Origin of the sequence: Henriciella sp. AS95, from assembly GCF_038900055.1 — a bacterium.
Classification (GTDB): Bacteria; Pseudomonadota; Alphaproteobacteria; order Caulobacterales; family Hyphomonadaceae; genus Henriciella.
Genome location: NZ_JBBMQM010000001.1, coordinates 1,236,120 through 1,250,931, shown reverse-complemented (window position 1 = coordinate 1,250,931; position 14,812 = coordinate 1,236,120). Strand labels below are relative to the sequence as shown.

Annotated in this window: 14 protein-coding genes; 1 reads left to right on the top strand and 13 read right to left on the bottom strand. The window is 59.6% G+C overall.

Annotated features, from left to right (window positions below; all coding sequences use genetic code 11):
* From eda to WNY37_RS06255, 5 genes are all read right to left on the bottom strand, one after another.
* Window positions 1-642, bottom strand: coding sequence for a bifunctional 4-hydroxy-2-oxoglutarate aldolase/2-dehydro-3-deoxy-phosphogluconate aldolase (eda, locus tag WNY37_RS06275; RefSeq protein WP_342972606.1), 642 nt, complete (start codon window positions 640-642; stop codon window positions 1-3).
* Complete coding sequence (locus WNY37_RS06270; protein WP_342972605.1) at window positions 639-1,619, bottom strand: glucokinase; 981 nt, start codon at window positions 1,617-1,619, stop codon at window positions 639-641. The genes eda and WNY37_RS06270 overlap by 4 nt, the downstream gene beginning before the upstream one ends.
* On the bottom strand, window positions 1,616-3,454 hold the full coding sequence (edd, locus tag WNY37_RS06265; protein ID WP_342972604.1) for a phosphogluconate dehydratase: 1,839 nt from the start codon (window positions 3,452-3,454) through the stop codon (window positions 1,616-1,618). Before edd ends, WNY37_RS06270 begins: the two co-directional genes overlap by 4 nt.
* Window positions 3,451-4,920, bottom strand: a complete 1,470-nt coding sequence (gene zwf / locus WNY37_RS06260; protein WP_342972603.1) for a glucose-6-phosphate dehydrogenase — start codon at window positions 4,918-4,920, stop codon at window positions 3,451-3,453. Before zwf ends, edd begins: the two co-directional genes overlap by 4 nt.
* 179 nt (window positions 4,921-5,099) lie before the next feature.
* Entirely contained in the window at window positions 5,100-5,516 is a 417-nt protein-coding gene (locus WNY37_RS06255) for a DUF3617 family protein (RefSeq protein ID WP_342972602.1), read from the bottom strand.
* A 271-nt stretch (window positions 5,517-5,787) separates the two neighbouring features.
* Between WNY37_RS06255 and WNY37_RS06250 the strand changes: the two genes are divergently transcribed.
* The gene (locus tag WNY37_RS06250; RefSeq protein ID WP_342972601.1) at window positions 5,788-6,453 is read left to right on the top strand and encodes a hypothetical protein; all 666 of its coding nucleotides are present in this window, start codon (window positions 5,788-5,790) and stop codon (window positions 6,451-6,453) included.
* A gap of 24 nt (window positions 6,454-6,477) precedes the next feature.
* Here the strand turns inward: WNY37_RS06250 and WNY37_RS06245 are convergent, their stop codons facing one another.
* From WNY37_RS06245 to miaA, 8 genes are all read right to left on the bottom strand, one after another.
* On the bottom strand, window positions 6,478-7,128 hold the full coding sequence (locus WNY37_RS06245; RefSeq protein ID WP_342972600.1) for a hypothetical protein: 651 nt from the start codon (window positions 7,126-7,128) through the stop codon (window positions 6,478-6,480).
* A gap of 149 nt (window positions 7,129-7,277) precedes the next feature.
* Window positions 7,278-9,005: a phosphatidylglycerol lysyltransferase domain-containing protein gene (locus WNY37_RS06240; protein ID WP_342972599.1), complete on the bottom strand. Its 1,728-nt coding sequence runs from the start codon at window positions 9,003-9,005 to the stop codon at window positions 7,278-7,280.
* Between the two features lie 15 nt (window positions 9,006-9,020).
* Window positions 9,021-10,037 carry a ketol-acid reductoisomerase gene (ilvC, locus tag WNY37_RS06235; protein ID WP_342972598.1) on the bottom strand — a complete coding sequence of 339 codons (1,017 nt, stop codon included), beginning with the start codon at window positions 10,035-10,037 and terminating at the stop codon, window positions 9,021-9,023.
* A gap of 25 nt (window positions 10,038-10,062) precedes the next feature.
* The gene (locus tag WNY37_RS06230; protein ID WP_342972597.1) at window positions 10,063-10,596 is read right to left on the bottom strand and encodes a hypothetical protein; all 534 of its coding nucleotides are present in this window, start codon (window positions 10,594-10,596) and stop codon (window positions 10,063-10,065) included.
* Window positions 10,593-11,144 carry an acetolactate synthase small subunit gene (gene ilvN / locus WNY37_RS06225; RefSeq protein WP_342972596.1) on the bottom strand — a complete coding sequence of 184 codons (552 nt, stop codon included), beginning with the start codon at window positions 11,142-11,144 and terminating at the stop codon, window positions 10,593-10,595. The genes WNY37_RS06230 and ilvN overlap by 4 nt, the downstream gene beginning before the upstream one ends.
* Complete coding sequence (locus tag WNY37_RS06220; RefSeq protein WP_342972595.1) at window positions 11,141-11,842, bottom strand: hypothetical protein; 702 nt, start codon at window positions 11,840-11,842, stop codon at window positions 11,141-11,143. Before WNY37_RS06220 ends, ilvN begins: the two co-directional genes overlap by 4 nt.
* Before the next feature lie 29 nt (window positions 11,843-11,871).
* Window positions 11,872-13,650 carry an acetolactate synthase 3 large subunit gene (locus tag WNY37_RS06215; protein ID WP_342972594.1) on the bottom strand — a complete coding sequence of 593 codons (1,779 nt, stop codon included), beginning with the start codon at window positions 13,648-13,650 and terminating at the stop codon, window positions 11,872-11,874.
* Between the two features lie 191 nt (window positions 13,651-13,841).
* Window positions 13,842-14,771: a tRNA (adenosine(37)-N6)-dimethylallyltransferase MiaA gene (gene miaA / locus WNY37_RS06210; protein WP_342972593.1), complete on the bottom strand. Its 930-nt coding sequence runs from the start codon at window positions 14,769-14,771 to the stop codon at window positions 13,842-13,844.
* Window positions 14,772-14,812 lie beyond the last annotated feature (41 nt).

Below are 14,812 nucleotides of genomic sequence, written 5' to 3'. Positions count from 1 at the left end.
TTACGCCCCGCGGCCGATCTTCACGGCATCTCTGGCTTTGTCGGTGATCGCCGCCCAATCGCCATTCGCCATTTCGTCCTTGGTCGCGATCCACGAACCGCCGACCGCAATCACGTTCGGCAGCCCGAGATAGTCAGACGCGTTCTGCGGGGTGATTCCACCGGTCGGCATGAAATCCATATGGGGCAAAGGGCCCGCAAGTGCTTTCAGGAACTTCGCACCACCAGCAGCTTCCGCCGGGAAGAACTTGAGAACGCCATAGCCCTCGTCAAAGCGCGCCATGGCTTCGCTCGCCGACGCCACGCCCGGTAGGATGATGCCATCGTGACTGGACAGAGCCTCCAGCAAAAGCGGCGATGTGCCTGGCGTTACGAGGAAATCCGACCCTGCCTTCAGCGCCGCATCGACATCGCCTTCCGATATAATCGTGCCTGCGCCGACGAGCAGATCCTTTTGTGCTTCGCTCATCCGCCGGATGACTTCGAGCGCGGCTGGCGTGCGCAGTGTAATCTCGACACTGGTCATGCCGCCTTTAATCAGCGCTTCGGCGAGCGGTTCGGCATGGGCGGCTTCGTGCACTGTGAGGACCGGAACGATCGGTGCTGCTTCGATCGCCGCCCGGAAGGCTGTCATATTCTTCATTCGTCCCGTCCTTCATCGAAATAGAGCGCTGCTGCGCCGACTAGCGCCGCTTCACCAGCAAGCAAGAGGCGTACAGAGATAGGTGGCATGTAATCGCTCATGGGTCCGCGTTGCATGAACCTGGCCAGAGCCTCTGGTGCAAGCAGCCACTCTTCAAGCCGTTCGGCCACACCGCCGGTCACCACGACGCCGCCCTTGGTCCCGTTCATAAGCGCTGCATCGCCAAGGGCATAAAGGGTCCCACGGGCGCGGATTTCACAGATGTCCTTGCAGATCGGATCACCCTTGCGCGCAAGGTCCAGCATGTCACCGGGCGGAATTTCCTGCCACTCAACGCCGTCGATGTCGCAAAGCGCCTTGTGCACGGCGTTGAGGCCCGATCCCGACAGGACAAGCTCGCGTGAAACATATCCATGAGTCTCGAGCAGTTTCTCGTACAGCGCCCACTCGCGTTCATTGTACGGTGCAAAGGCCGCGTGACCGCCCTCGCCCGTCAGCACGCGCCAGCCGGTGCGGCCAACCGGGATCAGCGTGGCCATGCCAACCCCGGTTCCGGGGCCCGACACCAGAATGGGCTCGCGGCCATCATCCTCTTCATCCCCAGGGTGGATAACCCTGAAGGCACTATCGGGAAGCTCGGGAATGGCGCGCGCCATGGCGGCGTAATCATTGACCAGCTGCACCCGGTTCAGCCCGCACGCTTCGGCGAGGCGCCGCGAATCCACGATCCAGTCGCGATTGGTCAGCTTGACCACGCCATCCTCAACCGGACCGGCAATGGCAATCAGCGCATGCTCTGGTTTCTTGTGCCCGATTTCGGTGCAATAGGTCGCGAGAGCGAGGTCGAAGGTTTCGAAATCATCGCCCGGCATGACCGACACATCTGAAACGACCGGATGTCCCGCAAAACCCCGGCGGGCGAGCGCGAAGCGGACATTGGTGCCGCCAATATCACCAACAAGGACCTGCTCGCTCATGCCTTCAGGCTTCCCGGCAGAAAGAAGTCGAACAGGCTGCCTCCGGATTCAGGCCGGTCAGCATTGTCCCGGAAGGCGGAAAATAGTTCGCGGCCAAGCCCTTGGCCTGAAATGTTCGGACGGAACTGCGCCGGTTCACGCGCCTCAAAGACGCTCGGATCGATATCAACGTCCAGACGCCCCGTTTCAGCGTCGAGCGTAATGACATCTCCGTCCTGCACACGCGCAAGTGGTCCGCCGCGGGCCGCTTCGGGGCCCACATGGATCGCCGCCGGGATCTTGCCGCTCGCGCCTGACATCCTACCATCGGTGACGAGCGCAACCCGGAAGCCCTTGTCCTGAAGCGCGCCAAGCGCCGGCGACAGTGCATGTAGCTCGGGCATACCATTGGCCGCTGGCCCCTGGAAGCGCACCACGGCGACGACATCCTTGTCGAGCTCACCGGCCTTGAAGGCTTCCTTCAGCGCTTCCTGATTGTCGAAAACGCGCGCTGGCGCGGTGATCACACGCCGGTCTTCCTTGACCGATGACACCTTGATCACGCCGCGCCCAAGCGGGCCTTCCAGCATGCGCAAGCCCCCTTCGGCCTGAAACGGGTCAGACACCGGCCTCACAATGTCTGTGTCGCCGCTCACCGTCGGCGCATCGCGGAAAGCGAGTTTGCCGTCATCGAGCCACGGCTCCCTGGCGTGCTCGGCGATCGGTCCCATCACGCCTTTTGCGTCAGCATTCATCAGCCCGGCATCCAGCAGCTCGCGCATGACGAAGCTCATACCGCCCGCGGCCTGGAAATGGTTCACGTCGGCTGGCCCGTTCGGATAGATACGGCAGAGCAGCGGCGTAACGGCGCTGACATCCTCAAAGTCTTCCAGCGTGATCTGATAGCCGGAAGCGGCAGCCATCGCAGGGATATGAAGCGCATGATTGGTCGAGCCGCCTGTCGCCATAAGGCCGACCAGCGCGTTGACCCAACTCTTCGCATCGATCATCTCGCCCATCGGCGTGTAGTCGCGCTTGACGGTCAGCTCGACCGCCCGCTCGACAGACGCCCGCGTCAGCGCGTCGCGAAGCGGTGTGCCAGGGTTCTCAAACGCCGCACCGGGCAGGTGCATGCCCATGACTTCCATCAGCATCTGGTTGGAATTTGCGGTGCCGTAGAACGTACAGGTGCCGGGGCTGTGATAGCTCTCGGACTCGGCTTTGAGCAGCGCGTCACGGCCCACCTTGCCGAGCGCGTATTCCTGGCGAATGCGCTGCTTTTCAGGGTTCGGCAGGCCTGACGGCATCGGGCCGCCGGGCACAAAGACATGCGGCAGCCAACCAAAGCGCAGCGCAGCGATCATCAGGCCGGGCACGATCTTGTCGCAGATCCCAAGGTGTAACGCGCCGTCGAACATGTCGTGGCTGAGCGAGACAGCCGAGGCGAGTGCAATCACGTCGCGGGAGAAGAGCGAAAGCTCCATGCCCTCCTGGCCCTGGGTGACGCCATCGCACATGGCTGGCACGCCGCCTGCCACCTGCGCCGTCGCATTTACCTTGCGGGCCGCGTCGCGGATGATTTCAGGATAGTGCTCATAAGGCGCATGGGCTGAGAGCATGTCATTATAGGCGGTGATGATGCCAATGTTTGGCCAGCTCGCACCGAGAAGCTGCGTCTTGTCGATGACTGCGCAGCCGGCAGAGGCATGCGCAAGGTTACCGTCCGCGAGCTTTTCACGGGCAAAACCGCTCGGCTTTCGTGACCGTATCAGCTCAAGATAGGCCGCACGAGTCTCCGCTGAGCGCGCTTCGATCCGCTCAGTGACCTCTTTCAGCTTGGGGTGCAGGCTTGTCATTTTCCGTTGCTCCACCAGTCGCGGTCATCCTCGCGCAACAACATGCGCGCTTCAACCGGGCCATCTTCGAGACCCGCCGAGTAAGTCTGCATTGGCGTCTTGGAAGCGGCCCAGGCGTCGAGCAGGCCATCCACCCACTCCCAGGCTTCCTCAACCTCTTCGCGGCGCATGAAGAGCGCAAGATTACCTCGGACCACATCCATGAGCAGGCGCTCATAAGCATCCGGGTAGCGGACCTGGAAACTCTCCGCATAAGACAGGTTCAGCGGCAGCGATTGCACCCGCAGGCCGCCCGGTCCCGGCTCCTTGATCTGGACGTATAACTGCACGCCCTCGTCTGGTTGCAGACGAATGATCAGGCGGTTGGAATGGGCCTGTTCTTCGCCGAACATTGCGTGCGGCGCGGCTCGAAACTGGACGACAATTTCCGAGTGACGGCTCTTCATGCGCTTGCCCGTGCGCAGATAGAAAGGCACGCGCGCCCAGCGCCAATTGTCGACCCACGCCTTGACGGCAACGAAGGTTTCCGTGTCGCTCTCGCCGTCTTCAAGCTCCTCAAGGTAGCCTTTTACCGATTTGCCATCGACAGTGCCTGCCTTGTATTGCGCGCGAACGGTCTCCCGGTCAGCGCATTTGGCATCAAGCGGCCGCAGCGCATTCAGGACCTTGATCTTTTCGGTACGAATTTCGTCTGCCTCGACCGAATTTGGTGGCTCCATCGCGATCAGGCAGAGCAGCTGAAGCAAGTGGTTCTGGACCATGTCGCGTACAGCGCCAGCGCTGTCATAATAGCCAGCACGGTCACCCACGCCGACGCTTTCCGACACGGTGATCTGGATATGGTCGATCGCAGTGCGGTTCCAGAGCGGCTCGAACAGCGTGTTGCCGAAGCGAAGTACGAGAAGGTTCTGGACCGTTTCTTTTCCGAGATAGTGATCGATACGGTAAATCCGGTCCTCATCGAACACGGCGCCAACACCCTTATTGATCGCCCGCGCCGATTCCAGATCGGTCCCGATCGGCTTTTCCAGCACCACACGAGTATCGCCCTTCGACAGCCCCGCCTTGCCGAGCGCCTCACAGATCGGAACGTAGATTTTCGGCGTCACTGCGAGATAGAAGATGGTCGGACGGTCGTCGCTACCCAGCTTGTCTTTCAGGGCGCTCCAATCGGCATCCGGATCGGTCGCATCCATGCCGACATAAGACAGAAGCGTCTCAAAGGCCTTCCACTCCTCAGGTTTGAAGTCCTTTCCCGTCGAGGCCTTGCAGGCTTTCAGCGCGAATTCGCGGAATGCCTTGTCGGTCATCTCCGTCCGGGACACGCCGATCAGGCGCGAGTCTTCAGGAATCTGTCCATCCAGAAAGCGGTGGTAGAGCGCCGGAAGGAGTTTTCGTTGTGAGAGGTCACCCGTACCGCCAAAGATGACGATATCGAACGTATCAACAGGGATAAATTTGGCCATATGCCCCAGCGTGCTTGCGGTGCCGCGGCGGCGACAAGTCGAAGCCGCAGCATCCAGTTACGTTTGCTTGCACGCCCAGCTTCTAATGCCAGAACCGGGTCAGGTCTACCGAAATCCTTGCCCATTTTTGCATTGAGCTTGCACGATTTTGCAATGTCGCGACCCCAATGGCTGTTGCCTCAGCTGCAAGTGGGGCTCAGTTTTTTTGCAGAGGCGGATACGATCACGGGAACCTGGCTTTCCGCGGTGCCTGTCCAGCCTGTTGCATTAAGCTGAGCGGTGTCTCCGCTCATGCTCAGCAGGCCTTTCAACTCACCGGTTGGCGCGCCGGTACACTGCAGAGTGAACCGGTATCCAGCCCCCTCATACGCCCCGTCAGCGACTTGGCAGTCAGGATTGATGTCGTTCAACATGGCCTCGAACGAAGAGTCTGCGAAGGCCGGATCGACACAGTGCGTGCCTGCATCATTCATCGGGATCGGCCCCATCGCGGCGCGCGCTTCATAAGACCAGAGGCCCGGTGATACACTTTCTTCAGCCTGCGCCGCGACCGGGGCAAGAACGCTGACGGCGATACACGCACAGATAATCTTCATTTTCGATCCCATTGCTGACGATCCGGAGTGTCCCGAACTCTCGTCGACAGCTCAACACAAAGTAATTTAATTCATCGTTCAGCGCGAATTCAGATTGGCCTCGAACCGCTATGATTGTGTAGCAGCCCCTACACAATACGCGTGGCGGCCATGCCTGACAGGCGCCTTGATTCCCAATGGTGACGGGCGTGTCTGGACTGCCGGTAACCTTTTCTTCACTAACCTTAAGCAAATTTGACCTCAGGACATGCGCATCAGCAAGGGAGCGCACATGACCTTGGGCAGATTAAAACTGGCATCAATTTGTGGTGTTGCCGCCGTCCTGGCGGGCAACGCGTCGGCGCAGTTCGATATACAGGGCACATCAGAGCTCAATCGCGGAACCCTCGAGCGCCAGATCAAGGTGAATGACTTCGTCGACGTTCGCGCCAATGCGGAAGTGATCGCCGTCAAACCCGCTCATGCTCTCAACGAGCGGGACACCGAAACCGAACTCGAATTCGAGAGCCTTGGCACATTTGTCGATGTGCGACCGTTCCAGAACAGTTTCGTCATCACCGGCGGCCTCTATTCCGGCGACCGCTCGCGAATCGATGCTGCCACTTCGGGCACCACAACGAATGGCGATACCACGCGCTATCTCCCTGAACAGAACGGCAAACTGAAAATGGCTGTGAAGGGTGACGATGTCGCGCCATTTGTCGGCTTCGGATATGACACGACCTATAATAGCGACAGGCGCTGGGGCGTGAAAGTGATGGCCGGCGCCCTCTTCTCGGGAACGCCGGAAGTCGCCATGACCTCGCGCAGTGGCCCGCAATCCTCCGATTCGATTGTGCGCCTGCAGCTCGACCGTCAACGCCAGCAATTCGACACTGAAGACCCGGCGAAGACCGTCCACCCCGTCGTCCAGGTCGGCCTGTCTTACCGCTTCTGATCGACGGTTAGTCGCCTTGACCGTCTAGAATTGCGGCTTGCCTTGCAACGTAATCCGGATCTCTTCCCGGCCAGACCCTTCGGTCGCTGGAAGCTCATGAGACTCGAGCCTTACACCGTCAAGATCGCACGAAATGCCGAGCGCGCCGCGCTGCGTATAAGACCGGCAGGCCAGTTCGTTCGGCGACGTCTTTCCCGCCGCTGTGAACTCCGCCTTCAAAACCGTGTCGCCGGTCTCGGGCGTCATGTCCTTTTCCTTGAAATTGATGCCCGTCGTTTTGACTGAAATCGTCGATGGTAGCACCTGATCGGTGTCCATGCCGGTGACGCGCGCGTCCAGATCATCATCTGACTCGCACTGGCCGGTCCGCGTCAGCGTGAACGAGGCTTCGATCACGTTTGCGGTGTCTTCTTCAAAGACGAAACGCTCATCGCTCAGATCATAAGCGCACCGCAGGATCGCTGCGCTTTCAAACGTCTCGCGCCGCGTCCCTTTCGCGTCAACGTCGGCAATCTCGGTGACAACGCGCCCACTCGCCGCTGCCGCAGTCTCGCTCGACGCTGATGGAGCTTTGGTCGTTGTGGTCTCTGATGGCTCAGCGTCGCTGTCGCCGCCCCCGCAAGCAGCAAGCGCAAACCCCGCCAGAACGCTGGCCAGAAGAAGTGATGATCGCATGTGTGACGTCCCCGTTTAACGAAGATTCTGCGTGGCATACTCCCGCCGCATCATCAACCAGAGCCATCGATTCAAAAAACCGGAAAGTCCTCAATCCGGCGGCGCCATTACAGATCGCACGGCTATTAAATGCCGGAAAGGTTCGTCAATCAGGCGCGTGACGCACCGGTCTGCCCGTCTTTCTTGGGCCGATAAATCATGCCGCGCAGGCCACCGCTCGTCAGAATGGCGACATCCGCCAGCGCAATAGCAAGGTTCTGGCGCTCCGGGCCGCAGAGATAAAGCGGCTCCCAGACAGGGTCGAACTTGTTCTTGTAGCGGCGCAGCCCCTCGAACCCATAGACATCTTCTCCGTGCGAATAGATGAAATTGCCAAGCCGGCTCAGCGCATTCGCCTCGCGCTCCGTCGCAAGTCCTGAAAGCGGCGCCATGCCGAGGTCGAGCCGCACCGCACCCTGCTCACGCCCCCACAAGGCGAGCTGCGTGAACAGCGCGTCCATGGTGACGGCGAGCGCGTCAGGCCGGTTGCGCATCAGGTCGATACAGAGCGTTTTTCCATCGCCGGACTGCCAGACATTGGCGAAGGCGGCGAGGTCGTCGCCATACCAGATGGTCGCGATGAACTGCCGGTCGAGATAGGCTTCATCAAAGGCGCCGAGGGTAAAGCGTTTCTCCGCGCCCGAATGGTGCGCGAGCCAAGCGTCCGAAATCGATTTCATGGCCGCGCCGTGCTGGCTCATACTGCCCGGAGGCAGCATTTCGAAGCGGCCATTCTCCCGCTCCATCCGGCTGACGGCATGGCGAAGCTTGGCGCGGGCCGGACCGGCAAGGGTGAAGGTCTCGAGCGGAATGATCGCCGTCTCGCCAATCTTTCTCGCCGACAGACCAAGGTCGAGCGCGATCGGCAGAAAGCCCGTCGGCACAGCATAGAAGACAAGGTTGGCCCTGGCCCGGTCGGCCCGGCGCATTAGGTCGAAAGCGAGGGTGCGCGCCCTGTCCGGCGGCCCCATGGGCGGGCCCATCACGATCCAGTTGCGCCCGCGCACGCCGAACATGGCGAAGGCGTCGCCCTCATCGGTGAAGTGGAAGTGCTTGTCGGGAAGGAAGGCGAGGGCCGCATCCGGTTGCGGGGTACGCGGATCGCTGACGACCGCTGCGATCTTGCGGTCCAGTTCCGGCGTCCGCTCAGGCAGCGCCGGCGAGGTCGACTGGCTCAGCACACGCCAGAAAACAAAAAGAACCAGCGTCGAGACGATGATGACGAGCGCGCGCAGGAAGCGGGAGGCATCAGCATCGGTGGCGAAGGTCCACCAGAGATCATCGCGGTATTCGACATTGCGATACGCGAAGAAACCCAGCCAGGCGATGCCAGACACAATGATGATCAGGCTGATGATGGTCGGGATCGATACGCCCGCTCCGGCGACAGTCCCGCGCCGGTAAAAGGCATCCCGACTAGCGAAAAGGCCGAGACCGGCAAGGACAAGCCCGGCCGTCAGAAGGATATGATGCCCAACCAGGAAGCTGGTCGCCGCCAACAGGCCATAGACAGCGACTGTGATCAGCCATGCCATATGAAGACGCCGGCGAATGCCAAAGGAGAGCAGCAACAAAACCGTCGCCGCAAAGGACGACACAAAGTGCGACGCTTCCAGCACCGGAACGGGCAGACCGCCCGGAATGCGCTCAGCGGCGGCCGGCACGGTCAGTGCGACCATGACCAGCACCGCCGCCAGCGCCGTTATGATAGAAAAGGCCGTCGGCGCGAAAACGAAACGCAGCTCAGCAATAAGGCTTTGAAGGGCGGTCGGCTGCCTCGCCGCACCGCCCTTCGTTTCGCCTGCGGATGAGCGATCCGCTTCGCTCTTGTCGCTCATCGGCCCGGAGTGACCCTAGTTCCGCGACTTGTCGACGAGGCGATCATTCTGCGCCCAGTGCATCATGCCGCGCAGCTTTTCGCCGACTTCCTCGATCAGATGGTCGTTCATGCGGGCCCGCTTGGCGTGGAAGCCCGGCGCGCCGGCCTGGTTCTCCAGAACCCAGTTGCGCGCAAATGTGCCATCCTGAATGTCTTCCAGAACCTTCTTCATCGCCGCCTTGCTCTCGCTCGTCACAACGCGCGGGCCGGAGACGTATTCGCCATACTCCGCGGTGTTGGAGATCGAATAGTTCATATTGGCGATGCCGCCTTCATAGATCAGGTCAACGATCAGCTTGGTCTCGTGGAGGCATTCGAAATACGCCATCTCAGGCGCATAGCCCGCCTCGACGAGGGTCTCAAACCCGGCCTTGATCAGCTCGACAATACCACCGCAGAGAACGGCCTGTTCGCCGAAGAGGTCGGTTTCGGTCTCTTCGCGGAACGAGGTCTCGATGACGCCAGCGCGGGTGTTGCCGATGGCTTTGGAATAGGACAGCGCCACATCCTTGGCCGATCCGGTCGCGTCCTGATGGATCGCCACGAGGCCCGGCAGGCCGAAGCCGCGCTGGAACTGGTCCCGCAGCGTGTGGCCTGGGCCTTTCGGCGCCGACAGCGACACGTCAACGCCGGCTGGCGGACGGATCAGATTGTAGTGAACATTGAAGCCGTGGCCGAACATGATGTGCTGGCCATCGCGCACATGCGGCTCGATCTCGTTTGCCCAGAGGACAGACTGTTTCTCATCCGGGATAAGGATCATCACAACATCGGCCCAGTCGGTCGCTTCCGACGGCGTCATCACTTCGAGGCCAGCGTCCTTGGCCTTCTTGCGGCTGGACGAGCTCTCCTGCAGGCCGACGCGCACCTCGACACCGGACTCCTTCAGGTTCAGCGCATGCGCATGGCCCTGGCTGCCATAACCGATGACCGCAACTTTTTTCTTCTGGATGAGACCGAGGTCCGCATCCTGCTCGTAATAGACTTTCACTTCGATTTACTCCGATTTATTTGAACTATAGATTGACTGGTTCAGGATGGACCCATTTCACAGATTTAAGGCGAGGCGGACTTCCTCGTTTAATACTTTCGCGGCTCTCCAAGAATGTTCTGCTGATTTCCCGCAGCGGCACGACCTTTTGGTCTTTGTATCGATCGGTGTTTGCCTTGATGTACGACAACATCACGAAGCCGTTGATATCGAATGTAAACTGAGGCTGGTGTGGTGGCGCCCAATTGTACGCAATCGCGTCCGAATGGATGATCCTGTTTAGGGACCTTCCGATGTTATCATCCACTTCAACATGCTCGTTGATAATAACGATGCTTTTCTGGGGCAGCTTGTGAGCCGATAGATCAAGTCTAATACGCTCTGCGAGCGCCCGGAAGTGAAACGCGAAGCGATAAATGAGAGGCGCAACGATCAATCCTAGCTCGTCGCGGAATTCCCGAGGCAACAAAGCATACGTGACACTCATAATTTGAAGAGCTGACGATTCAGCTTCTCTGAAATGCATTGCCGCTGTCGCATCAAGATTACTGCTGCTCATCCCGCATCCTTCCCGCGGCGGATGCTGAGCACGCCGGTGCGGCTCACTTCGACGAGGCCGAGCGGTTCCATCAGTTCGGTGAACTGGTCGATCTTGTCGGAGGCGCCGGTGATCTCGAAGATGAAGCTTTCATTCGTCGTATCGATGACGCGCGCGCGGAAAATCTCGGCAATGCGCAGCGCCTCAACACGTGGATCCCCGGACCCGGCAACCTTGACGAGCGCCAGTTCGCGTTCGATGCCGCGCTTGGACTTTGTGATGTCGATCACAGCCGCCACCGGCACGAGCCGCAGGAGCTGCGCCTCTATCTGCTCCAGCATGTGCGCTGTGCCCGTCGTCACGATGGTGATGCGCGAGCGGCGCTTCGAACGATCGACTTCAGCGACCGTCAGGCTTTCAATATTATAGCCCCGCGCAGAGAACAGCCCGACCACACGGCCCAGCACGCCCGGCTCATTGTCGACCAGGACAGCAAGCGTGCGGCGCTCATCGACCTCTTCGGCATGGTCCATGTCATAGGCGCTGGCGGGGATCGGCTCTTTCGTCATTCAGCGGCTCTTTCATAGTCTTCATCGGGTTCGTCCGCGCGCTCGAAGGCGAGCTGCGGGCGGCGGGCTTTCAGTCGGTTCTTGAGCGATGACGAGCCGCGGATCGCATCTTCGCGATGGGCTTTGCGTTGCTTGTCATAGCGGCCGAGGATCATGTCGCGGCGGCGCGGATCGGTATGAGCCTGCAGCTCTGAAACCAGCAGTCGGCGGCATTCTTCGATAAAGTTCGCCGAATTGTCACCGGTCGGGCCACCTTCGCGCGTCATGGCCTCCAGCTCGTAATAGGCAAAGACCAGAGCATCGAGAATGGGCGGACGATTACCGCGATAAGCGCCTTCTTTCTCGGCGCCCTTCCCGTTCGGATCGATATTGGGGAAGTACATCCGGCCTCTCTCAATAATAGAGGAGAGGTTCATCATCAGATTGACCTTGTTATTATTGAACCCCTGATCATTGGGCTGTGCGCGCCGGGTGCGGGCGAACATGGCGATACGGCCGAGAATATCGATCGCCTGCGCGCCCCAATCGAGGCTGGCGCCATCAACACTCATGCGCAGGGTTTCGACCCGGATTTTCTCCTGCCGCCGCGTTTCAAGATGCGACGCGATCGCCCCGATCATGGCGAAAATCGCTGAGCCAACCGTGACGATAATCGTCCAGTTGCTCGAAGCAGAATCGATAAAGCTGCTGGTGTCCATCACTCTATTCCCGGAAAATAAGCTGATCCTCAGACTAGCTTACGACCTTCCGCATCAATTTCATCCCCGGAAATGCTGCCAAGGATCATCTCATTGTGCGCTGCACCCGATGGGATCATCGGCAGACAATTTTCAGCCTTGGTCACCAGACAGTCGAACACGACGGGCCCGGGATGCTCGATCATCTCCATGATCTTCGCGTCCAGTTCAGCCGGGTCGGAGCACTGAATGCCGTGCGCGCCATAGGCTTCGGCGAGTTTCACAAAGTCCGGCAGGCTTTCAGAATAGGAGTGCGAATAGCGCTCGCCATGCAGCAATTCCTGCCATTGGCGCACCATGCCCATCCACTCATTATTCATGATGAAAATCTTCACCGGCAGCTTGTGCTGAACGGCCGTCGACACTTCCTGCATCACCATCTGAACTGACGCTTCACCCGCAATATCGATGACGAGGCTATCTGGATGCGCGGCCTGGATACCGACCGCTGCCGGCAATCCATACCCCATCGTCCCGAGACCGCCCGACGTCATCCAGCGGTTCGGCTCTTCAAACCGATAGTGCTGGGCCGCCCACATCTGGTGTTGCCCCACCTCCGTCGAGATATAGGTGTCGCGGTCCTTGGTGAGTTGATACAGCCGCTCAACGGCGTATTGCGGGCGGATCGAGCCTTCATTGGCCGGATAGGAGAAGCAGTCGCGCTCACGCCATTTGTCGATCTGGGCTTTCCAGTCTTCCAGGTCGGGCTTGGCCCCCTTCATTTTCTTCCATCCCGCCAGCAGCGCTTTCAGCGCGGCCTTGCAATCAGCGACCATCGGAACATCCACACGGATGATCTTGTTGATCGAGGACGGGTCAATGTCGATGTGGACCTTCTTCGAGCCAGGCGAGAAAGCCGAAACCTTGCCCGTCACGCGGTCGTCAAAACGCGCCCCGACACAGATCATCAGGTCGCAATCGTGCATCGCATTATTGGCCTCATATGAGCCATGCATGCCAACCATGCCGAGCCAGTCCTTATGGCTTGCCGGAAATGCGCCCAGCCCCATCAAGGTAGATGTGACCGGAAACCCCGTCGCCGCCTGCAGCTCACGCAACAGTTCGGACGCTTCCGGACCGGAATTGATGACGCCGCCACCAGTATAGAAAATCGGGCGGCGCGCAGCTTTCATCAGCGCCAGCGTATCCTTGATGGCATGCGGGCTTGGCTCCGTCTTCGGCTGGTAGGTCGGCTTATGAACGCCCTTCTTGCCGATATAGGTCCCCGTCGCGAACTGGATATCCTTCGGGATGTCGATGACAACCGGGCCTGGCCGCCCGGACGTCGCGATGAGAAACGCCTCGTGGATAACGCGCGCGAGGTCGTCAACTTCGGTCACCAGATAATTATGCTTGGCACAGCAGCGCGTGATCCCGACCGTATCGCATTCCTGAAAGGCGTCCGTGCCGATGAGGTGGCTCGGCACCTGGCCTGTGATCACGACCATCGGGATCGAGTCCATCATCGCATCTGTGATCGGTGTGACCATGTTGGTCGCGCCCGGTCCGGACGTCACCAGCGCCACGCCCGGCTTGCCGGTGGACCGCGCATAGCCTTCTGCAGCGTGCCCTGCGCCCTGCTCATGGCGAACGAGGATGTGGCGGATTGAATCTTCGGAATAGAGCGCGTCGTAAATCGGAAGCACCGCACCACCCGGATAACCGAACATGGTCTCGACACCCTGCTCCTTGAGCGCCTCAATGACGATCTGTGCGCCGGTCATCGTGCGGGCTTTCGTCTCTGTTTGCTTCAATGTCTGGGTAGTCATGGTGGGGCTCATAAAAGTTCAGGTTTCAAATCACGCGAGCTGATAAAGAAAAAGGGCCTCACTTGAGACCCTTCCATACGCACCCGCGCCGACATCTTTAGATGTCGGTCACGGGCTAATAAGTACGACGACCTTCTGCTTACGCAAGGCTGTTTCCTCCAAAACGAAATTGGGGCATAACCTGCCTCAGCCTAGCGGTCAACCTCCTTGTAAAGGGCAGAAACAACCCTCATTCGGGTTTTCAGGTCAGACCCCGGAATTCTTGGCCAAAATGGAAACTGCCGTCCGATCCAGGTGAACTGTCGCTTGGCATAGCGACGGGTGTCGCGCTTGGCATTCTCAGCGGCGAGTTCGGAATTTATCTCGCCGCGAATGAACGCAGACAACCACGGCATGCCATGTGCCTTCATCGCCGGAAGGTCAGGATCAACATCCATGCGGACAAGTTCCCGCGCCTCTTCCATCGCCCCTTCCATCAACATGCCCTCGAACCGCTTGTCGATGCGCGCATAGAGTTTCGACCGCGGCGGCGTGAGCGCGACACCAAGCCATTCGTCGGCATTCAGGACAGGGTTGGACCGAATGTTCTGAAAGCTCGTGAGTGACTTGCCCGTGGCCAGCCAGACTTCATAAGCCCGCATCAGGCGCTGTCGGTCATTGTCCTCGATCCGGCGCGCCGCATCGGGATCAACGACCTGCAGGCGCACCTTCAAACCGCGCACACCGTCAGTCTTCAGGATCTCGATGACTTCGTGACGAATATCTTCCGGCACCGGCGGAATATCCGACAGGCCTTGCGTGAGCGCCAGCAAGTACAGACCCGTACCGCCAACCACCACTGCGGTCTTCCCGCGTTTCTGGATATCCTCAATGACCGGCCGGACCTGTTCGAGCCACTGTCCTGTCGAGAACCGCTCAGCCGCAGAGACATGCCCGAACAGGTGATGCGGCACATCCGCCATCTCTTCCTCGTCGGGCCGGGCGGAAATGACCTTCAACTCGCGGTATACCTGCATCGAGTCTGCATTGACGATTTCGCCATTCAGCTTACGGGCAATCTCGATAGAAAGCTCGGTCTTGCCGCTTGCAGTTGGGCCGTGGATCAGGATTGCAGGTCTCATCACGGAAAGCGTAGAGAGTTTAGCAACAGACGTTAAGTCAG

What these genes read in the sequence shown, in the direction of transcription:
- eda (WP_342972606.1), bottom strand. Translation starts at nt 642, where the DNA reads ATGAAGAATATGACAGCCTTCCGGGCGGCGATCGAAGCAGCACCGATC.
- WNY37_RS06270 (WP_342972605.1), bottom strand. Translation starts at nt 1,619, where the DNA reads ATGAGCGAGCAGGTCCTTGTTGGTGATATTGGCGGCACCAATGTCCGC.
- edd (WP_342972604.1), bottom strand. Translation starts at nt 3,454, where the DNA reads ATGACAAGCCTGCACCCCAAGCTGAAAGAGGTCACTGAGCGGATCGAA.
- zwf (WP_342972603.1), bottom strand. Translation starts at nt 4,920, where the DNA reads ATGGCCAAATTTATCCCTGTTGATACGTTCGATATCGTCATCTTTGGC.
- WNY37_RS06255 (WP_342972602.1), bottom strand. Translation starts at nt 5,516, where the DNA reads ATGAAGATTATCTGTGCGTGTATCGCCGTCAGCGTTCTTGCCCCGGTC.
- WNY37_RS06250 (WP_342972601.1), top strand. Translation starts at nt 5,788, where the DNA reads ATGACCTTGGGCAGATTAAAACTGGCATCAATTTGTGGTGTTGCCGCC.
- WNY37_RS06245 (WP_342972600.1), bottom strand. Translation starts at nt 7,128, where the DNA reads ATGCGATCATCACTTCTTCTGGCCAGCGTTCTGGCGGGGTTTGCGCTT.
- WNY37_RS06240 (WP_342972599.1), bottom strand. Translation starts at nt 9,005, where the DNA reads ATGAGCGACAAGAGCGAAGCGGATCGCTCATCCGCAGGCGAAACGAAG.
- WNY37_RS06230 (WP_342972597.1), bottom strand. Translation starts at nt 10,596, where the DNA reads ATGAGCAGCAGTAATCTTGATGCGACAGCGGCAATGCATTTCAGAGAA.
- ilvN (WP_342972596.1), bottom strand. Translation starts at nt 11,144, where the DNA reads ATGACGAAAGAGCCGATCCCCGCCAGCGCCTATGACATGGACCATGCC.
- WNY37_RS06220 (WP_342972595.1), bottom strand. Translation starts at nt 11,842, where the DNA reads ATGGACACCAGCAGCTTTATCGATTCTGCTTCGAGCAACTGGACGATT.
- WNY37_RS06215 (WP_342972594.1), bottom strand. Translation starts at nt 13,650, where the DNA reads ATGACTACCCAGACATTGAAGCAAACAGAGACGAAAGCCCGCACGATG.
- miaA (WP_342972593.1), bottom strand. Translation starts at nt 14,771, where the DNA reads ATGAGACCTGCAATCCTGATCCACGGCCCAACTGCAAGCGGCAAGACC.